The sequence below is a fragment of the Actinomadura citrea genome (genome assembly GCF_013409045.1).
Lineage (GTDB): Bacteria > Actinomycetota > Actinomycetes > Streptosporangiales > Streptosporangiaceae > Spirillospora > Spirillospora citrea.
Genome location: NZ_JACCBT010000001.1, coordinates 4,496,052 through 4,514,514, shown reverse-complemented (window position 1 = coordinate 4,514,514; position 18,463 = coordinate 4,496,052). Strand labels below are relative to the sequence as shown.

At 73.7% G+C, this 18,463-nt stretch carries 18 protein-coding genes; 7 read left to right on the top strand and 11 right to left on the bottom strand.

The window, feature by feature from the left end:
* Positions 1 to 39: 39 nt before the first annotated feature.
* Complete coding sequence (locus BJ999_RS21055) at positions 40 to 1,638, bottom strand: glycoside hydrolase family 10-like protein (RefSeq protein WP_229810570.1); 1,599 nt, start codon at positions 1,636 to 1,638, stop codon at positions 40 to 42.
* 190 nt (positions 1,639 to 1,828) lie between these two features.
* On the opposite strand from BJ999_RS21055, the gene BJ999_RS21050 reads away from it, so the two are divergent.
* Positions 1,829 to 2,851, top strand: coding sequence for an Rv2578c family radical SAM protein (locus BJ999_RS21050; RefSeq protein ID WP_229810571.1), 1,023 nt, complete (start codon positions 1,829 to 1,831; stop codon positions 2,849 to 2,851).
* A 7-nt stretch (positions 2,852 to 2,858) separates the two neighbouring features.
* Here BJ999_RS21050 and BJ999_RS21045 read toward each other — a convergent pair whose 3' ends face one another.
* The gene (locus BJ999_RS21045; RefSeq protein ID WP_179834882.1) at positions 2,859 to 3,638 is read right to left on the bottom strand and encodes an NAD(P)H-dependent oxidoreductase; all 780 of its coding nucleotides are present in this window, start codon (positions 3,636 to 3,638) and stop codon (positions 2,859 to 2,861) included.
* Between the two features lie 117 nt (positions 3,639 to 3,755).
* Between BJ999_RS21045 and BJ999_RS21040 the strand changes: the two genes are divergently transcribed.
* Positions 3,756 to 4,730: a GlxA family transcriptional regulator gene (locus tag BJ999_RS21040; RefSeq protein WP_179834881.1), complete on the top strand. Its 975-nt coding sequence runs from the start codon at positions 3,756 to 3,758 to the stop codon at positions 4,728 to 4,730.
* Positions 4,731 to 4,734: 4 nt separating this feature from the next.
* Here BJ999_RS21040 and BJ999_RS21035 read toward each other — a convergent pair whose 3' ends face one another.
* Both BJ999_RS21035 and BJ999_RS21030 read right to left on the bottom strand, forming a co-directional pair.
* Positions 4,735 to 5,724, bottom strand: a complete 990-nt coding sequence (locus BJ999_RS21035; RefSeq protein ID WP_179834880.1) for a S1C family serine protease — start codon at positions 5,722 to 5,724, stop codon at positions 4,735 to 4,737.
* 84 nt (positions 5,725 to 5,808) lie between these two features.
* A complete protein-coding gene (locus BJ999_RS21030) occupies positions 5,809 to 6,609 on the bottom strand; it encodes an SDR family NAD(P)-dependent oxidoreductase (RefSeq protein WP_179834879.1) in 801 nt (266 codons plus the stop codon).
* A gap of 114 nt (positions 6,610 to 6,723) precedes the next feature.
* Between BJ999_RS21030 and BJ999_RS21025 the strand changes: the two genes are divergently transcribed.
* The 4 genes from BJ999_RS21025 to BJ999_RS21010 all read left to right on the top strand — a co-directional run bounded on the left by BJ999_RS21025 (position 6,724) and on the right by BJ999_RS21010 (position 10,764).
* Positions 6,724 to 7,440 carry a spermidine synthase family protein gene (locus tag BJ999_RS21025; RefSeq protein ID WP_179834878.1) on the top strand — a complete coding sequence of 239 codons (717 nt, stop codon included), beginning with the start codon at positions 6,724 to 6,726 and terminating at the stop codon, positions 7,438 to 7,440.
* Between the two features lie 155 nt (positions 7,441 to 7,595).
* On the top strand, positions 7,596 to 8,183 hold the full coding sequence (locus BJ999_RS21020; protein WP_179834877.1) for a biotin transporter BioY: 588 nt from the start codon (positions 7,596 to 7,598) through the stop codon (positions 8,181 to 8,183).
* Between the two features lie 214 nt (positions 8,184 to 8,397).
* Entirely contained in the window at positions 8,398 to 9,711 is a 1,314-nt protein-coding gene (locus tag BJ999_RS21015) for an isochorismate synthase (RefSeq protein ID WP_179834876.1), read from the top strand.
* A 30-nt stretch (positions 9,712 to 9,741) separates the two neighbouring features.
* Positions 9,742 to 10,764 carry a helix-turn-helix transcriptional regulator gene (locus BJ999_RS21010; RefSeq protein ID WP_179834875.1) on the top strand — a complete coding sequence of 341 codons (1,023 nt, stop codon included), beginning with the start codon at positions 9,742 to 9,744 and terminating at the stop codon, positions 10,762 to 10,764.
* A 32-nt stretch (positions 10,765 to 10,796) separates the two neighbouring features.
* Here the strand turns inward: BJ999_RS21010 and BJ999_RS21005 are convergent, their stop codons facing one another.
* Together BJ999_RS21005 and BJ999_RS21000 are read right to left on the bottom strand one after the other, a co-directional pair.
* Positions 10,797 to 11,612, bottom strand: a complete 816-nt coding sequence (locus tag BJ999_RS21005; protein WP_179834874.1) for an Fpg/Nei family DNA glycosylase — start codon at positions 11,610 to 11,612, stop codon at positions 10,797 to 10,799.
* A gap of 21 nt (positions 11,613 to 11,633) precedes the next feature.
* The gene (locus BJ999_RS21000; protein WP_179834873.1) at positions 11,634 to 12,665 is read right to left on the bottom strand and encodes a fatty acid desaturase family protein; all 1,032 of its coding nucleotides are present in this window, start codon (positions 12,663 to 12,665) and stop codon (positions 11,634 to 11,636) included.
* A 227-nt stretch (positions 12,666 to 12,892) separates the two neighbouring features.
* Here BJ999_RS21000 and BJ999_RS20995 point away from each other — a divergent pair, with 227 nt between their 5' ends.
* A complete protein-coding gene (locus BJ999_RS20995) occupies positions 12,893 to 13,681 on the top strand; it encodes a tyrosine-protein phosphatase (protein WP_179834872.1) in 789 nt (262 codons plus the stop codon).
* A gap of 145 nt (positions 13,682 to 13,826) precedes the next feature.
* Here BJ999_RS20995 and menD read toward each other — a convergent pair whose 3' ends face one another.
* From menD to BJ999_RS20970, 5 genes are all read right to left on the bottom strand, one after another.
* A complete protein-coding gene (gene menD, locus BJ999_RS20990) occupies positions 13,827 to 15,494 on the bottom strand; it encodes a 2-succinyl-5-enolpyruvyl-6-hydroxy-3-cyclohexene-1-carboxylic-acid synthase (protein ID WP_179834871.1) in 1,668 nt (555 codons plus the stop codon).
* On the bottom strand, positions 15,491 to 16,441 hold the full coding sequence (locus BJ999_RS20985; protein WP_179834870.1) for an o-succinylbenzoate synthase: 951 nt from the start codon (positions 16,439 to 16,441) through the stop codon (positions 15,491 to 15,493). The genes menD and BJ999_RS20985 overlap by 4 nt, the downstream gene beginning before the upstream one ends.
* Before the next feature lie 568 nt (positions 16,442 to 17,009).
* Positions 17,010 to 17,357, bottom strand: a complete 348-nt coding sequence (locus BJ999_RS20980) for a hypothetical protein (RefSeq protein ID WP_179834869.1) — start codon at positions 17,355 to 17,357, stop codon at positions 17,010 to 17,012.
* 89 nt (positions 17,358 to 17,446) lie between these two features.
* The gene (locus tag BJ999_RS20975) at positions 17,447 to 17,764 is read right to left on the bottom strand and encodes a hypothetical protein (RefSeq protein WP_179834868.1); all 318 of its coding nucleotides are present in this window, start codon (positions 17,762 to 17,764) and stop codon (positions 17,447 to 17,449) included.
* 238 nt (positions 17,765 to 18,002) lie between these two features.
* Positions 18,003 to 18,395 (bottom strand): hypothetical protein, encoded by a 393-nt coding sequence (locus BJ999_RS20970; RefSeq protein WP_179834867.1) that lies wholly within the window; start codon positions 18,393 to 18,395, stop codon positions 18,003 to 18,005.
* Between the last annotated feature and the right edge of the window lie 68 nt (positions 18,396 to 18,463).

Here is an 18,463-nt window from a genome sequence, read left to right as displayed (position 1 = left end):
GTGGTCAGGTGTGAGATTCCTCCCCACGGAGCATGATCATTATCCCTCGGAGGCGGTGGCCGTTGCGCCGCGTCCGGGACGGCTCTCGTGGTGGAGGCGGTCCAGGGCGGTGACGGAGTAGGTGTAGGAGCGGCCGGGCTTGGCGGTGGGGTCGATGATGCCGCCGCCGCGGACGTCGGCGATGAGGCGGCGGGGGTCGACGGGCGCGCAGCCGGGCTTGGCGCCCTCGACGCGGTAGACGGCGTAGGAGGTGGCGCCCTGCGAGGTGCGCCAGGTGACCTTCACGCCCTTCACGCCCTTGCCGTCCTTGCCGGTGGCGGGGACGGCGGCGGTGCCCTGGACGGGCGGGGGCGCCTGCCCGCCGCGCCGGGCGGGGACGGGCGGGACGGCGGGACGGGTGTAGTGGTCGCCGCGGAGGCGGGCGGCGAATCCGCGCCGGTTGGCGGCGATGTCGGAGGCGCTGAAGAACACGTCGCCGCCGATCTGCGGGTACTTGGCGTTCAGGGTGAGGTGGCGCGACAGTTCGGCCGGTTTGCGCCAGGTGGCGTCCTCGCCGACGCGGTAGGCGGCCTGCCCGATGGTCAGCTGGACGCCGGTGCCCTTGACCTGGCGGGCCCACCAGGCGGCGAGTTCGGCGTAGTCGGCGCGGGCGTCGCCGATGGGCCAGTACAGCTGGGGGGTGACGTAGTCGAGCCACCCCTGCCTGATCCATTTGCGGGTGTCGGCGTAGATGTCGTCGTAGCTCTGCAGGGCGGCGGTGGACGACCCGTCGGGGTCGCTGCTCTTGTTGCGCCACACGCCGAAGGGGCTGATGCCGAACCGGACCCAGGGTTTGGCGGCGTGGATGCGGCCCGACAGCGACTCCACGAGGGTGTCGACGTTGCGGCGGCGCCAGTCGGCGCGTTTCATGCCGTTGCCGTAGGCCTTGAAGGCGGCACCGTCGGGGAAGTCGCCGTCCTCGGGGTAGGGGTAGAAGTAGTCGTCGAAGTGGACGGCGTCGACGTCGTACTTGGTGACGACGTCCATGACTGCCTTGGTGGCCAGGTCACGGACCTGCGGCAGGCCCGGGTCGTACCACAGGCCCTTGCCGTACTTGCGGACCCAGTCGGGGTGCTGCCGGGCGGGGCTCTTGGGCGACAGCTTCTTCAGGTCGTCCTGGCGGGACACGCGGTAGGGGTTGAACCAGGCGTGGAACTCCAGGTTGCGGGCGTGGGCCTCCTTGAGCATGAACGCCAGGACGTCGTAGCCGGGGTCCTTGCCCTGGGTGCCGGTGAGCCACTGCGACCACGGCTCGTACGGGGAGTCGTAGAACGCGTCGGAGTTGGGGCGGATCTGGACGAACACCGCGTTCATGTTCATCGCGGCGGCGGTGTCGAGGAGGCGGGTGAACTGCTTCTTCTGGTCGGCGGGTGAGGCGCCGGGGTCCTTGGGCCAGTCGGTGTTGCCGACGCTGGCGATCCACATGCCGCGCAGCTGCCGCCCCTTGGCCCCGTCGGGGGCGGGGACGCTCGGGCACTCGGCCTTGGCGCCGTCGCGGACGGGGCCGCCGTCCTCGCGCCCGGTCGTGCCGCCGAAGGCGGTGATGCCGCAGGCGGCGAGCGCGCCCGTCGACACTCCCGCCGCCAACGCCGCCGCCACTTGCCGGGTCCTGGATCGCCATGCCATAGCGGCCCATTGTTACGCACGCGCCGGGGTGCCACGCACGAAACGCCTTCGCCCGTGTGATCCCTCACCGTCCCGTTTCGCCTGTTCTCCGCGTTGCGATCTTCGAACACACGTTCCATACTGGCCGGACGTATCGTCACTCACGTGTTCGAGGAGGTGGGGGGTGCGCTGGGATCATCTCCGGCTGGACGGGGACGAGGGCCCCGCGCGGCCGCTGATCGAGCGCGGCGCGGTGGCGCGCACGTTCGACACCCCGGAGTTCCGCGGCATGACCTTCTACGAGGTCCGCGCCCGGACGGTCGTCAACAAGGTCCCCGAGGCCTCCCGCGTCCCGTTCCGCTGGACGATCAACCCCTACCGGGGCTGCACCCACGCGTGCAATTACTGCTTCGCCCGTAAAAGTCACGAGTATCTGGACCTGGATGCGGGCGCGGACTTCGACTCGCGGATCGTGGTGAAGGTGAACGCCGCCGAGCGGGTCAGGGCGGAGCTGGCGGCGCCGCGGTGGCGGGGCGAGCACATCGCGATGGGCACCAACGTCGACTGCTACCAGCGCGCCGAGGGCCGCTACCGGCTGATGCCGGGGATCATCGCGGCGCTGGCCGAGGCGGCCAACCCGTTCTCGATCCTGACCAAGGGCTCGCTGATCCTGCGCGACCTGCCGCTGCTGCGGGAGGCGGCGGCCCGCACGCAGGTCGGCACGGCGGTGTCGGTGGGGTCGCTCGACCGGGACCTGGGGCGGGCGGTGGAGCCGGGCGCGCCGCCGCCGCGGCGGCGGCTGGAGGTGTGCGCGGCGCTGAACGAGGCGGGCATCGGCTGCGGGGTGCTGATGGGCCCGGTCCTGCCCTACCTGTCGGACTCCCCCGCCCAGCTGGAGGCGGCGGTCCGGCAGATCGCCGACGCCGGCGCCACGTCGGTGTCGGCGATCACGCTGCACCTGCGCCCCGGGGCCCGCGAGTGGTTCCTGTCCTGGCTGCGCGAGCACCACCCTGAGCTGGTCGTGCCGTACGCGCGCCTGTACCGGGGCGGCGCCTACGCGCCCCGCGAGTACCAGGAGCGGATCGCGCGGCGGGTCGGTGACCTGGCCGCCAAGTACGGCGTCGGCGGCCGCGCGGCGCACCGTCCGGCCCGCACCCCTCCCCCTCCTTCGCCGCCGCCCCGCCCGCAGCAGATCGCCCTTCTGTGACGCCGCCCTACCCCGCCGGGGACGGGCGGCGGTGGATGGCGGGGTCGGTGCGGCCGGGGGCCAGGTGGGGGCGCAGGGTGAGGTCGTCGGCGTAGTCGCCGCCGTGCTCGCTCCGGTACGGGATGGGGTCGGCGGTGGGCAGGGCGTGCAGGCGGGCGTCCAGGGCGGCGGCGGCCGCGGTGCGGTCGGCCGCGGCGGCGCGGTCGGCGCCGGTGATGACCAGGGGCGGCAGGACGTCCATGCCGGTGTAGAACAGCGTGCCGTGCAGGAGGGGGAACAGGACGTCCTCGGCGGCGCCGTGCACGCCGCGGGGCCCCAGGCCGGAGGAGCGCGCGCCTGCGGTGGTGACGACCAGGGCGCGGCGCCCGGCCAGGCCGCCGTCGCCGTAGCGCAGGGTGCGGCCGGCGTCGTCGGTGACGCCGAACGCGAAGCCCTGGACGAACACGCGGTCGAACCAGCCCTTCAGGATGGCGGGCATCCCGTACCACCACAGGGGGAACTGCACGATCAGCGCGTCCGCCCAGGTGATGTTGTCGTGTTCGGCGCGGATGTCGGGGGCCAGGGCGCCGGCGGCGTGGGCGCGTTCGGACGCGGCGCCGACGATGAGGCGCTCGGCGGGGTCGTGGCCGAAGTCGGCGGGGCCGACCAGGGGGTTCCAGCCCATCGCGTACAGGTCGCGGTGGCGGACGCGGTGGCCGTCGCGGCGCAGGGTCGCGGCGCCGTGGTCGCGCAGGGCGCCGTTGAGGGAGCGGCCCTCGGGGTGGGCGAAGATCCATAGGACGTTCACGGCGCTGTCTCCCTTTCCTGGTGTCGTCGGTCGAGGTGCGGGGGTCACTCCGATGCTGCCGGGCGGGCGGTGGCGGCGGTGAGTGGCCGGTGGGCCATGGTGTGTAAGGATCGGGCCATGTCGGGCGGGGTCCACCTGGTGGCGGTGCTGGTGCGCGAGGGCGTGCTGCCGATGGAGCTGGGCATCGTCCACCAGCTGTTCGGGCAGGCCCGGTCGGCGGAGGGCGCGCCGCTGTACGAGGTGGTGTCGTGCGGGGTGGAGCCCGGGACGGTGCGGGCGGACGCCGATTTCGCGGTGGCGGTGGAACACGGGCTGGAGGCGCTGGAGGCCGCGGACACGGTGGTCGTGCCGGCGTCGCACGTGCTGGACGAGAGCCGTCCCGGGGAGGGGCCGGCGCCGGGGGCGCTGGCGGCGGCCGCGGGGCGGGGCGCGCGGGTGGCGTCGGTGTGCACGGGCGCGTTCGTGCTGGCGGCGGCGGGGCTGCTGGAGGGGCGGCGCGCCACGACGCACTGGCTGTCGTGCGCGCGGCTCGCGGAGATGTTCCCCGGGGTGCGGGTGGACGCGGCGGTGCTGTTCGTCGACGAGGGCGCGGTGCTGACCTCGGCGGGCGAGGCGGCGGGCATCGACCTGTGCCTGCACATGATCCGCTGCGATCACGGCGCGGCGGTCGCGGGGGACGTGGCGCGCCGCACGGTGGTGCCGCCGCACCGGGAGGGCGGGCAGGCGCAGTTCACGGCGCTGCCGGTGCCGCCGGCGCGGGCGTCCTCGACGGGCGCGGCGCGGGCGTGGGCCCTGGAGCGGCTGGAGCGGCCGGTGACGCTGGCGCAGCTGGCGGCGCGGGCGTCGATGAGCGTGCGGACGTTCACCCGCCGGTTCCGGCAGGAGACCGGCGTGTCCCCGCAGGTGTGGCTGACGGCGCAGCGGGTGCAGGCGGCGCGGCGGCTGCTGGAGGAGACCGACCTGCCGGTGGATCGGGTCGCCGAGCGGGCCGGGTTCGGGACGGCGGCGTCGCTGCGCCGGCACCTGCACGCCGCGATCGGGGTGTCGCCCTCCTCCTACCGCACGACGTTCCGCGGCGCGGGCGGCGCCTGAAGGGTCAGGCGCGCTCGGCGCCGAGCTCGACGGGTTCGGCGATGACGTCGACCATGGCGCCGTTGCGCAGCACGGTGATCGGCAGGGGCCGCCCGATCGCCTCGGCGAACATGAGCCGCTGCAGGGACTGGGCGTCGGTCACCGGCGCGCCGCCGGCGGTCAGGACCAGGTCGCCGCGCCGCAGCCCGGCCCGGTCGGCGGGGCCGCCCGGCACGACCTCGGCGACGCGCAGCGCCTCGCTGCGGCCGGTGCGCTCGCGCAGGTCGGCGGGCACCGGGACGGGCCCGGCGGCCAGACCGAGGAACGCGCGGCGCACGCGGCCGTCGCGGATGAGGGCGTCGATGATGCGGCGCGTGGTGGCGTTGACCGGGACGGCCAGGCCGAGCCCGATCCCGGCGACGGCGGTGTTGACGCCGACGACACGGCCGTGGGCGTCGGCGAGCGCTCCGCCGGAGTTGCCCGGGTTGAGGGCGGCGTCGGTCTGGATGACGTCCTCGATGACGTGCACGGCGGTACCGGTGCGGGTGGGCTGGGAGGTCGGCAGGGACCGGCCGAGGGCGGACACCACGCCGGCGGTGACGGATCCGGCCAGGCCCATGGGGTTGCCGACGGCGACGACGAGCTGCCCGACGACCAGCGCGTCGGCGTCGCCGAGGGTGACCGGGTCGGGGACGGGCCCCTCGGCGCGGACCACGGCCAGGTCCGACAGGGGATCGGTGCCGACGACGGTGAACGCGCCGGTACCGCCGCCGGCGAACGCGGCGTGACCGCCGGACGCGGCGCCGACGACGTGGGCGTTGGTGAGCAGGAACCCGTCGCCGGTGAACACCACGGCCGACCCGGCGCCCTCGCCGCGGCGGTGCCGGACGCGCAGGGCCGCCACGCGCGGGGTCAGGTCGCGGGCGACGGCGGTCACGACGCGCGAGTAGGCGTCCAGCGGCGGCTCGTCCCCGCCGGGCCGGTCCGCGCGGCGTTCGTTCTCGTGGGGGACCATCGCACCTCCCGATGATTACATCGTTACACCGTAACTGTGTGAGAGGAAGGTGTGTTCCCGGCCACGCCGCCCCGGCCCCCGGGGTCAGCGCAGGGTGGACAGGCCCCCGTCGACGTGCAGCACCTGCCCGGTGACGTAGGACGCGCGGTCCGACAGCAGGAACACCGCGACGTCGGCCACCTCCCACGCGGTGCCCTGCCGCCGCATGGGGATCAGCCCGGCGACCCGGTCACGGTCGGTGTTCCCCGCGGACGCCTCGCGCCCCATCACGGTGTCGATCAGGCCGGGCGCCACCACGTTGGCGCGCACCCCGCGGGGCGCGCCCTCGGCCGCGATGTGGCGCACCAGCCCGGTCAGGCCCGCCTTGGAGGCGTCGTAGGACGGCGACCGCGACCCCGGCTTGGTCCCGGCCAGCGACCCGATGAACACCATCGCCCCGCCCGCCTCCAGCGCCGGCATCGCGGCCTTGCCGACCAGGAACGGCGCCCGCAGGTTGACGTGCAGGACGCGGTCCCAGTCGGCCAGCGCCGTGCCCGCCAGCCCGTACCCGATGCCGATCCCGGCGTTGAACACCACCCCGTCCAGGCCGCCGAGGCCCTCGGCCGCCAGGGTCACGACACGGTCGCAGGCCGCCGGGTCGGTCACGTCCGCCGCCACCACGCAGGCCCGGCCGCCCTCCGCCCCGATCATCGCGGCGGTCTGCCCCGCGGCGTGCTCGTCGACGTCGGCGCACGCGACCATCGCGCCCTCCCGCGCGGCGGCGACCGCGATCGCGCGGCCGTTGCCGACCGGAGCGGCGGGATCCTCGCTGGGGCGCGTCCCCGCGCCGACGACCAGGATCCGGCGGCCCGGCAGCAGCCCGCCGGGCGGTTCGATGTCGGGCATGACCGGCACCGTAGCCGACGCCGCCGCCCCCGCCCACCCCCCCGCCGGCCCCGCCCGGCCCCGCCCGGCCCCGGGATCGCCCGGGCCGCTCTCCGCGGCGGCTAGGGTGCGGACATGGGATCGGCTGCGGACACACGCGGGGAACCGGCGAACGCGCCGACGACGGTCGTCGAGCGCGCCGCCGGCCTGGGCGGCGAACTGGTGCTGCGCCGGACGGGCGGCGACTACGAGATCATCAGCAACGGCGTGTTCCTGATGGACACCCGCAACGGCGAATCCGAACGGCTGCTGGTCCGCGCCGCCCTCGACGCGGCCGCGCGGCGCCCCGGCGACCCGGCGCGGGTCCTCATCGGCGGCCTTGGCGTCGGGTTCTCCCTCGCCGAGGCCCTCACCGGCGACGGCGTGGCGCACGTCACCGTCGTCGAGCGCGAACCCGCCGTCATCGCCTGGCACGCCACCGCGCTGCGGCCCTGGTCCCAGGGCGCCCTGCAGGACCCCCGCGTCACCGTCGAACGCGCCGACCTGCTCGACTACGTCACCGCCCCGGGCGCGGGCCCCTTCGACGCGGTGTGCCTGGACATCGACAACGGCCCCGACTGGACCGTCACCCCCGGCAACGCCCGCCTGTACGCGGCCACCGGCCTGGACGCCCTCGCGGCGCTGCTGACGCCCCGCGGCGTGCTCGCGGTGTGGAGCGCCAACGCCGCACCGGCGTTCGAGTCGCTGCTGCGGGACCGGTTCGGCTCCGTGCAGGCCCGTCCCGTCCCGGTGCCGCGCGGCGAACCCGACATGGTCTACCTCGCCCTCGACCCGCACGCGCCCGCCGGCTGAGAGGCGGCGCCGGGCGAGGGCGCCGGGCGAGGGCGCCGGCGCCCTCGGGTGGGGCGGCGACAAAGCGGAGACGCCCGATTCTGTAGGCCGCGCCGTCCACTCCGGAAAGGCAGTTCGCTAGGTTTCGGCCTGACACAACCGTTTTGGGAGGATCTGTGGCTACTGCCCACGCAACCCGGCGGCGCCCCGCCGTCCTGGGCGACCTGCTGCCCGGCTCGCTGGCCCGCGACGCCGCGCTCGTCATCGGCGCCGCCGCCTTCGTCGGCCTCGCCGCGCAGATCGCGGTCCCGCTGCCCGGCACCCCCGTGCCGGTGACCGGGCAGACCTTCGCGGTGCTGCTCGCCGGCGCCGCCCTCGGCTTCGGCCGCGCCGGCCTGGGCATGCTGGTCTACCTGCTGGCCGGAATGGCCGGCGTCCCCTGGTTCACCGACGGCACCTCCGGCACCGGATTCGCCACGCTCGGCTACGTCATCGGGTTCGTCGCCGCCGCCGCCGCCGTCGGACGCCTCGCCCAACTCGGCGGCGACCGCACCCCGCTGCGCACCGTCGGCACCATGCTCGCCGGAACCGCCATCATGTACGCCGCCGGCGTCCCCTACCTGATGGCCGCCCTGCACGTCGACCTCGCCAAGGCGATCGACCTGGGCGTCACGCCGTTCCTGGCCGGCGACGCGCTGAAGGTCCTGCTGGCCGCCGGGCTGCTGCCCGCCGCCTGGAAGCTCACCGGCGCCGCCCGCCGCTGACCCCACCCGGCGCGTCACCCCGCCGCGTCCCGTCCCCGCGCATGGGGACGGGACGAACGGGGCATACGCGCAACCAAGCCCCGCGGCCGTCCCCGCAACCGCGCACCGCCCGGCCGCTCCCGCCGCCCCGCGCGAGCCGGTGTGGCGCACACCTCACCACCCACCACCACCCCGCCCGTTTGAACAGGTTCAAATCTGGCGTACAGTGGCTCACGTGAAGCTCGCCGTGACAGCACCGGACCGACTCACCGTCCGCACCGTCCCGATCCCCGACCCGGGCGACCTCATCGCGCGGCTTCCCCACCCCTCCGCACTGGCCTGGATCCGCCACGGCGAGGGAATCGTCGGCTGGGGCGAAGCCGCCCGCCTCACCCTCCCCGGCGGCCACGACCGCTTCGACGCCGCCGCCCGCATGCTCCACGACCTGTTCGGCGCCGCCGCCGTCGACGACACCGTCAACGTCCCCGGCTCCGGACCCGTCGCCTTCGGCACCTTCGGCTTCGACCCCAAATCCCCCGACTCCACCCTCATCATCCCCCGCCGCATCCTCGGCCGCCGCGACGGCCGCGCCTGGCTCACCACCATCGGCGACGACACCGACCCCCTCACCCTCGCCAACCCGCCCCAGCCCCCCACCGGCCTGCACTGGAGCGACGGCGCCCTCCCCGAACACGCCTGGAAGCACGCCGTCGCCACCGCCGTCGACCGCATCCGCCGCGGCCACCTCGCCCCAGGCACCGACCCCGCACAACCCGGCCACCCCACCACACCACCGCCCCGCCCCGCCCACAACACCGGCCACCTCGGCAAAGTCGTCCTCGCCCGCGACCTCACCGTCCGCGCCGACACCCCCATCGACGCCCGCGTCCTGCTCCAGCGCCTCGCCGCCCGCTTCCCCGGCTGCTACACCTTCTCCTGCGCCGGCATGGTCGGCGCCACCCCCGAACTCCTCATCAGCCGCACCGGCGGCGACATAGAATCCCTCGTCCTCGCCGGCACCACCGCCCGCGGCACCACCCCCGCCGACGACCAGGCCCGCGCCGCCCGCCTCTTCACCTCCGCCAAGGACCGCGAAGAGCACCGCTACGCCGCCGAGATGGTCCGCGACGCCCTCACCCCCCTCTGCTCCCACCTCACCGTCCCCGACGAACCCGAACTGCTCACCCTCCCCAACGTCCTGCACCTCGCCTCCCCCCTGCGCGGACGCCTGGCCGCCGACCGCTCCGTCCTCGACGTCGTCGCCGCCCTGCACCCCACCCCCGCCGTCTGCGGCACCCCCACCGACACCGCCATGGACCTCATCCGCGAACTCGAGGGCATGGACCGCGGCCGCTACGCCGGACCCGTCGGCTGGGTCGACGCCCGCGGCGACGGCGAATGGGGCATCGCCCTGCGCTGCGCCGAGATCGACGGCACCCGCGCCCGCCTGTTCGCCGGCTGCGGCATCGTCGCCGACTCCGACCCCGACGCCGAACTCGCCGAAGCCCGCACCAAGTTCCGCCCCATGCAGTACGCCCTCCACGGCTGACCACCGCCCCCGCACCGGCACACTGGACCCATGCGCGCGAGCCGGCTGCTGTCCCTCCTCCTGCTCCTGCAGGCCAGGGAACGCATGACCGCCCGGGAACTGGCCGCCGAACTGGAAGTCTCCGTCCGCACCGTCTACCGCGACGTCGAATCCCTCAGCGCCGCCGGCGTCCCCGTCTACGCCGACCGCGGACCCGACGGCGGCTACCGCCTCCTCAACGGCTACCGCACCCGCCTCACCGGCCTCACCGCCACCGAGGCCGAATCCCTCACCCTGTCCGCCCTGCCCGGCCCCGCCTCCCAACTCGGCCTCGGCGACGTCCTCGCCGCCGAACTCAAACTCATGGCCGCCCTCCCACCCGACCTGCGCACCCGCGCCTCCCGCATCCGCGAACGCTTCCACCTCGACGCCCCCGGCTGGTTCCGCACCCCCGACGAGGTCCCCCACCTGCACGCCATCGCCGACGCCGTATGGAACCAGCGCCGCATCGAGGTGCTCTACCGCCGCTGGCGCCGCCCCCAGCAGGTCACCCGCCTCCTGGAACCCCTCGGCGTCGTCCTCAAGGCCGGCTCCTGGTACCTCATCGCCCGCCCCGCCCCCGGCGACCCGCCCGACGACCACACCGACGACACCACGGCGCACGCCCCCCGCACCTACCGCGTCTCACGCGTCCTCACCCTGCGCGCCCTCCCAGGCCACTTCGACCGCCCCCACGGATTCGACCTCGCCGCCTTCTGGGCCGCCTACGCCGAACGCTTCGAAGCCGACGCCTACCGCGAACACGCCACCGTCAAACTCTCCCCCGACGGCCTCACCCGCTCCCAGATCCTGCTCCCACCCACCATGGCCCGCGCCGCCCTCGACACCGCCACCCCACCCGGCCCCGACGGCTGGGTCCACGCCACCCTCCCCATCGAATCCGTCCGCCACGCCCACGTCGAATTCCTCAAACTCGGCGCCGACGTCGAGGTCATCGACCCCCCGGACCTCCGCGACATGATCGCCGCCACCGCCCGCGCCCTCACCGCCCGCTACGCCCCCGACGGAAACTGACGAGCACCCGGGGGCCGCGCCCCACTGCGCCCTCACACCGCCGGCGGCTGGCACCCCGGACACCAGAACAGATTCCGCCCCGCCACCTCCACCGTCGCCACCGCCGTCCCGCACACCAGGCACGGCAACCCCGCCCGCCGGTACACGTACACCTCACCGCCATGACCGTCCACCCGCGGCGCACGCCCCATCGCCTCGGGCATATGCTCCGGCCGCACCGTGTCGATCCGCCCCGCACGCACCCCCGCCGCCATCAACTCCACCAGGTCGTCCCACAGCGCCGCCCACCGCCGCGCACTCAACCGCCGCCCCGGCAACCGCGGATCGATCCCCTGCCGGAACAGCACCTCCGCCCGGTAGATGTTCCCCGGCCCCGCCACCACCGACTGATCCATCAGCAGCACCGCGATCGGCGTCCGCGCCCGGCCGATCCGCCGCCACGCCGCCTCCGGATCGGCGTCCCCGCGCAACGGATCGGGCCCCAGCCGGTCACGCAGCAGCTTCACCTCACCCGGCTCCAGTAGCTCGCAGGTATTAGGGCCCCGCAGATCCGCGTAACGCCCGCCGCCCTCCAGCCTCAGGCGCACGATCCCGACCGGAGCCGGCGCCGGACCCTCCCCGAACGTGTACTTGCCATAGATACCGAGATGCACATGCAGCGTCCGGTCGTCATCGAACCCCAGCAGCAGATGCTTGCCGTGCGCGTCCGCCGCCGACAGCACCCGCCCGTCCAGCCACCGCGCCCCCTCGGCGAAACGCCCCTGGGGACTCGAGGCGGCGACGGCGAGGCCGCCGAACATCCGCTGATGCTCGGCGGCCAGCCGGTGAATCGTGTGTCCCTCGGGCATGGCCCGGAGCATAGCCCCGCCCTAGCGGAGCGGCTCCCCGACCTCCCGCATGTGCCCCAGCGCCAACCGGTACGACTCCACCAGCCCCGTCTCCGCGTACGGCAACCCCACCGCCGCGCAGTGCTCACGCACCAGCGGCCGCAGCCGCCGCAGACTGCACCGCGGAACGCCCGGGAACAGGTGATGCTCGATCTGGTAGTTCAGGCCCCCCATCAGCCAGTCCGTCACCAGACCGCCCCGAACGTTCCGCGACGTCAGCACCTGCCGGCGCAGATGCCCCCACCGCTCCCCCGGCTCCGGCATCGCCATCCCCTTGTGGTTCGGCGCGAACACCGCACCCAGGTGCACCCCGAAGACCGCATGCTGAACCGCGACCAACGCAAGCGCCTGTCCCACCGGAAGCAACGCGAACGCCAGCCCCAGATACCCCACCGCGTGGACGAGCAGCAGCCCGCCCTCCAGAACCTGGTCCCGCCGCGAACGCCCCCGCAGGAACAGCAGGCTCCCCAGCTTCAGGTTCACGCCCTCCAGCGTCAGCAGCGGAAAGAACAGCGCGGCCTGGTGCCGCGCCACCCACCGCAGCACACCACGCTTACCCTCCGCCTGCTCGCTCGTCCACGCCAGCACGCCCTCCCCCACATCGGGGTCCTTGCCGACATGGTTCGGATTCGCGTGATGCCGGTTGTGCTTGTCGTTCCACCACCCGTGCCCCATCCCCAGCAGCAGGTTCCCCAACAGCAGCCCCAGCCACCGGTTCCCCCTCGCGCTCCCCGCGATCTGCCGGTGCCCCGCGTCATGCCCGAGGAACGCCGCCCGCGCCGACAGCACCGCCAGCGGAACCCCCAGCAGGACCGTCCACCAGCTGTCCCCCGCCCACGCGACCGCCGCCCACACCGCCGCGGTCGCCGCCAGGTTCAGCCCGATCACCCACGCGTAGTAGCCGCGCCGCCGATCCAGCAGCCCGCTGCCGCGGACGCGCCGCGCCAGCGGCGCGAAATCACTGCCGGCCGACCGCTCGGACGGTCGGGACGGAGCGGACAGGGTCGCGGGCATGGAGACTCCATTCACCAGGAGGCGGGACTTCGCGTGGAACGCGTGGAAGAAGACACCTCGAAAGCTACGGAGGGTGAGGCCGCCGGGTCGCCCCGCTGCGGAGCCATTCACCGTCTGGCTCCCAGGTCCCGGTACCGCCCCGCCCTGTCACCCGCCAAGTCGATCACCCGGGCACACCGGGCCCTGCACCCAAGTCAGGACAGGGCGGCCATATAGGGTCACAAGTCATGGACGACGACTCTCGGTGGATCGAACTGGACGGTGCCGTCAACGCCCGCGACCTCGGTGGCCTCCCCACGGCCGACGGCGGCGCCACCCGGCTCGGACGCGTCCTGCGCTCTGACAACCTCCAGGACCTCTCGGTCACCGACGTCCGGATCCTCCTCGACGACTACGCCCTCAAGAACGTCATCGACCTGCGCAGCGACGCCGAGGTGCGCCTCGAAGGCCCCGGCCCCCTCACCCGCGTGCCGTCCGTGACGATCCACCAGCTCTCGCTCTTCGCCGAGGGCGGCCGCCACACCGACGTCGCCGCCGACGTCGCCAAGGCCCTGCCCTGGCAGGAACGCCCGTCCGACGGCCCCGAACAGGACCGCTCGACCGGCCACTACCTCGGCTACCTCGCCGACCGCGGCGACTCCGTCGTCGCCGCCCTGCGCGTCATGACCCGCACCGACGGAGCCGCGCTGGTCCACTGCGCCGCCGGCAAGGACCGCACCGGAGTCGTCTGCGCCCTCGCCCTCGACGTCGCCGGCGTCACCCGCGAGGCGATCGTCGCCGACTACGCCCAGACCGGCGAACGCCTCGAGGCCGTCCTGCGCCGGCTGCGCGGCAGCGACACCTACGCCGCCGACCTCGACTCCCGTCCGGCCGACACCCACCAGCCCCACGCGGCCATCATGGAGAAGTTCCTCGCCCGCATCGATGAGCAGCACGGCGGAACCATCGGCTGGCTCGCCGGGCACGGCTGGACCACCGAGGACACCGACACACTTCGCGAGCGCCTCCTCGGCTGAGCCCGGCACCCTTTCCCTGCTGACTTCTCGTCGTTGTTGGTTTTTGTGAAGCGGGAATGGATGCACCCAACCCGGCGCCTTTACATTGTAATTTGAAGGTTGAAGTAAAGGAGAGTGCCGAGTCTCCGCCGGGTGTTCTTTCCGATCAGCCGAGGACGTCGCGGACGGCCGCCTGGGCGGCCTTGCGGAGGTCGGCGTGCAGGGCCGCGTTCGCTTCCCTGTCGGTGCGGGCCTCGATGATCCGCAGCCCATCCCCCGCCAGCGCCTTCGGCAGGTCCGCGGCCGCGGCGAGCCGCCGGTACGGGACGCCGTGCGCGGCGGCCACCGCCTCCAGGTCCACCTGGTGCGGGGTGCCGAAGACCCGCTCGAACGGGCCGCGCAGCGCCGCCTGCGGCAGCAGCGAGAAGATCCCCCCGCCCTGGTTGTTCACCACGAGGATCGCCAGGTCGGGACGACGCTCCCGCGGCCCCATGATCAGGCCGTTCTGGTCGTGCAGGAACGCCAGGTCGCCGAGCAGGGCGTAGGAGCGGCCGCTGTGCACCAGCGCCGCGCCCATCGCCGAGGACACCAGCCCGTCGATGCCGCTGGCGCCCCGGTTGGCCATGATCCGGATGCCGCGCCGCGGCCGCATCACCTGGTCCAGGTCGCGGATCGGCATGCTCGCCGCGGTGAACAGCAGCGACCCGCCCGGCAGCGTGGCGGCCATGTCGCGGGCCAGCCGCGGCTCGCTCACCTCCGGGACGGCGTCCAGGACGGCGTCCACCGCCGCGGCCGCGGCCTGGTCGGCCGCCCGCCACGACTTCAGCCACACGTCGTCGCCCGACACCACCGGGATCTCGACCTCGGGCGCCACCTGCGTCGCCGACCGGACCGGATCGGGCCAGTGCGCCAGGTCCGGCGCCAGGACGATGTGCTCCTCCGCGCGGCGCAGCAGCGACAGCAGCGGGCGCGACAGTCCCGGCTTGCCCAGCGTCACGACCACCTCGGGACGGTGCCGCTCCACGAACTCCGGGACGCCGAGCAGGAAGTGGTGCGACGACAACGCGTGGTCGCCGTAGCGGGCGTTGCCGTTCGGCTCGGAGAGCACAGGCCAGCCGGCCATCGACGCCGCCGCCACGTACCGCTTGACGTTCACCGCGCCGTCGCCGACCACCAGGACGCCGCGCCGCGTCGGCGGGACGTGCAGCACCGACCCCGGCGTCGCCGGACGCACCTTCGTCCACGCGCCGGTCGCGTCCCCGTCCAGGGGCTCGCACCACGTCTCGTCACCGTCGGGGATCAGCGGCTCGCGGAACGCCGCGTTCACGTGCACCGGCCCGGGGACGGGCGCCTGCGCCAGCCCCCATGCGCGGCTCACCAGCGACCGCCAGTACGCCACCATTCCCGGACGGTTCTCCGGGACGCCGATCTCGGCGCTCCACCGCACCGCCGTCCCGTACAGCTTCACCTGGTCGATCGTCTGGTTCGCGCCCGTGTCGCGCAGCTCCGGCGGCCGGTCCGCCGTGATCACGATGAGCGGGACGCCGGACTCGTGCGCCTCCACCACCGCCGGATGGAAGTTCGCCGCCGCCGTCCCCGACGTGCACACCAGCGCGACCGGCCGCCCCGACCGCTTCGCCATGCCCAGCCCGAGGAACGACGCCGACCGCTCGTCGATCCGCACGTGCAGCCGCAGGAGGCCGGCCTCCTCGGCCGCGTGCAGCGCCAGCGCCAGCGGCGCCGACCGCGACCCCGGCGCCAGCACCACGTCGGTCATCCCGCAGCGCTGCAGCTCGTCGACCAGGACGCTCGCCAGCGCGGTCGCCGGGTTCACGGCGCCACCTCGACCACCGCGGGGCCGTCCAGATGGGCCTGCGCGGCCAGCGCCCGGCTCCGCCAGGACGCGCCGGGCGCCTCCCAGCGGCGAAGCGCCTCCTCGTCCACCGCCGGCCGGCGCACCTCGAGCTCCCCCGCGACCGGACGCAGCGGATCGCGCACGACGTCGCCCTCCAGCAGCGACAGCGTCCCCAGCCCGCAGGCGTACCGCAGCTCCGGCAGGGCGGCGGCCAGCGCCACCCCGGCCGCCAGCCCCACCGACGTCTCCACCGCGCTCGACACCACCACCGGCAGCCCGCACGCCTCCGCGACGCGCAGCGACGCCGCGACCCCGCCGAGGGGCTGCACCTTCAGCACCGCAACGTCGGCGGCGCCCGCCGCGCGCACCTTCAACGGGTCCTCGGCGCGGCGGATCGACTCGTCCGCCGCGATCGGCACGTCCACACGCCGGCGCACCGCCGCCAGCTCCTCCAGCGTCGCGCAGGGCTGCTCGGCGTACTCCAGCTCCCACCGGTCCAGCGACCGGATCATCCGGGCGGCGCGGTCGACGTCCCAGGCGCCGTTCGCGTCGATCCGGACCCTGCCCTCCGGGCCGATCGCCGCGCGAACGGCCTCCACCCGGGCCAGGTCGTCGGCGTCGGTCTGGCCGCGCTCGGCGACCTTCACCTTCGCGGTCCGGCAGCCGGACTCGCGCGTCATCGCAAAGGCCCGCTCCGGGCCGACCGCCGGGATCGTCGCGTTCACCGGGATCCGGTCGCGGACGGGCGCCGGCCAGCCCTCCCGCGCGGCCTCGCGGGCCGCGGCCAGCCAGCGGGCGCACTCGGCCGGCCCGTACTCGGCGAACGGAGAGAACTCCCCCCAGCCGGCGGGGCCCTGCAGCAGGGCGCCCTCCCGCCGCGTCACGCCACGGAACCGCGTCCGCATCGGGATGGAGTACACCCGCACTCGCCGACCCCCTGACCTGCCCGTTTCATCACGGCATTTCCGAATCACACCGCGCGCTCGGACCCTTAGTAGTACCACCGAAAACGTATCGGATGGTGATGGCTGATGATGGCCCCGCCCGTTCCCGCCCGATACGGCCGCCTCGCCATGCCGGAGGGTGTCAACGGATCCGCCCTGGGCAAGGGCCGTCCCGTCCTGCCGAGCTCCTGCGGGCTCCCCCGCTTCGGCATCGAGCGCCCAACCGCGACCCCGCCTCGACCTGCGGGCGACCGCCCGTGCCTTCGGCCAGGTGGAGCGAAGGTGGTGGGGCCGGAAAGTGTCCCTAACAAGATCCAGAACACGCCGTTTTCGCAGGTGGCAGCATGCGGCCCGATGATCTTTGCTCTTCTCCGCCTGCGGTTGCGGCGGAGAGGGCATCTTCGGTGCCGGGTCGGGCTGTTGCAGCTGGCGAGGAGCGTCACTCAGGAAAGAGTCTCCAAGGACTCCCAGCGACTTGCGGCGGCGGAAGAGCGTCATGGCTGCCGGCCAAGCAGGTCGGGGACCGTAGTGTCCTGGCGTCTGCGGCCGTCTAGCTTGTCCGGCGGAACTCCTCTAGGCGCTTGGCGAACGCGTCAGCATCCTCATTCGGCTCCGGGTACATCTCGGCCGGCCCCTCGGGTGGGCGCCGTCCCTCGTCGTCAAGACCGGGCTCAGGCTCCGGTTCCACCCCGAGCTTCTCACCGGTGTCCAACGGCTCGGGCCCCGGGTCATGCTCGATCGTGAAAACACTGCCGTGCTCTACCCCGCGCTCCTCATGAATCGTCATGTACGCCGGAACCCGCGGAGCAAGAAACACCGTCACGACCTCGGTGTTCGCGGGGACGTTGTCGAACTCCTCGATCCAGGACCCATCAATCAGAGCCCGCAGGAACTCCAATGCCAGACGCTGGTTCCCCGGGCCCTGCTCCCCCGCCCACTCCGCTACGACTGCCCACGTCTGCTTGGTAAGCCGCAGCGGGCGCATGGCTACCCCTCCAGGCGCCTCAGCAGATCCTCGACGTCGGCCGGGGCGGCCGGTTCGGGCACCGCGTTCCGCTGGTCGCGGATCCGCTGACGCAGATCGGTGGTTGACTCCAGACGAACCATCCGGTCAACACTCTCCGCAAAGCGGGTGAGGTGGTCAATATCCTTCGTGTGGCCGTAGGCGGCAACCGTCCGGTACAACGACTGAAACACCTCACGCTGCTCGTCCGACGTGAGCGCATCCCACACTCCCATCGCGACCTTGACCTGCGGATCGTCCTTCGCCGGTACACCAGGGCGGGTCACATCAACGGGCTTCATCACGACCTCCGTCGCCAGGGATACATGTTCGTTGTAACGGGACGCTTCGACAAAGTAGAGGCGGCACGGTGATCGGGTCAGGTGTTGCGGGAGACGGTGGCCGATGTGGGCCCATCCCTCCGGCAGGTGAACCGGAGCGGCGCCCAACACGTCCCAGTGAACCAGCGCGGCTCAGAAGACCGGCATCCCCAACGCAGGCGCGCGAGCCCCACAAGCGACTCCACGCCACGCCCTCAGTTCACAACCTGACCGGCGCCGGACGAACACCCAAAGCTACTCCCAGGTCAGCGCTAGCGCTCCCAATCCCACCCCCAGGGAGAACGCCATGTCGCTCGCCGCACCCGCCACCTGCCCCGAGTTCGAGTGGAACCCCAACCAGACCAACATAGGCACGCACCTTCTCCGTCACACCCTCGTCATGGGCGCCGCCGCCGTGGTAATCGCAACAGGCTTCACGGCTGTCGGAGTGAAACACCGCAAGCCGCTCGGCGCAGACAAACGCAACAACCGCGACCACATCAAGAACGACCTCCTCGGCGCAGCCCAACGCCTCGCCCAGCACCACAAGCACCTCAGCGCCGAGGAACTCCGCGAACTCGATGAGATCGTGGACCAACTCGCGCGCGTTCACACCGATGCCGATGCGTGCCTACGCCTTCGCCGCAAGTACAGCGACCTCCCAGCACCGCCATGGGGCGC

What these genes read in the sequence shown, in the direction of transcription:
- BJ999_RS21040 (WP_179834881.1), top strand. Translation starts at nt 3,756, where the DNA reads ATGTCGGGCGGGGTCCACCTGGTGGCGGTGCTGGTGCGCGAGGGCGTG.
- BJ999_RS21035 (WP_179834880.1), bottom strand. Translation starts at nt 5,724, where the DNA reads ATGGTCCCCCACGAGAACGAACGCCGCGCGGACCGGCCCGGCGGGGAC.
- BJ999_RS21030 (WP_179834879.1), bottom strand. Translation starts at nt 6,609, where the DNA reads ATGCCCGACATCGAACCGCCCGGCGGGCTGCTGCCGGGCCGCCGGATC.
- BJ999_RS21025 (WP_179834878.1), top strand. Translation starts at nt 6,724, where the DNA reads ATGGGATCGGCTGCGGACACACGCGGGGAACCGGCGAACGCGCCGACG.
- BJ999_RS21010 (WP_179834875.1), top strand. Translation starts at nt 9,742, where the DNA reads ATGCGCGCGAGCCGGCTGCTGTCCCTCCTCCTGCTCCTGCAGGCCAGG.
- BJ999_RS21005 (WP_179834874.1), bottom strand. Translation starts at nt 11,612, where the DNA reads ATGCCCGAGGGACACACGATTCACCGGCTGGCCGCCGAGCATCAGCGG.
- BJ999_RS21000 (WP_179834873.1), bottom strand. Translation starts at nt 12,665, where the DNA reads ATGCCCGCGACCCTGTCCGCTCCGTCCCGACCGTCCGAGCGGTCGGCC.
- BJ999_RS20995 (WP_179834872.1), top strand. Translation starts at nt 12,893, where the DNA reads ATGGACGACGACTCTCGGTGGATCGAACTGGACGGTGCCGTCAACGCC.
- BJ999_RS20975 (WP_179834868.1), bottom strand. Translation starts at nt 17,764, where the DNA reads ATGAAGCCCGTTGATGTGACCCGCCCTGGTGTACCGGCGAAGGACGAT.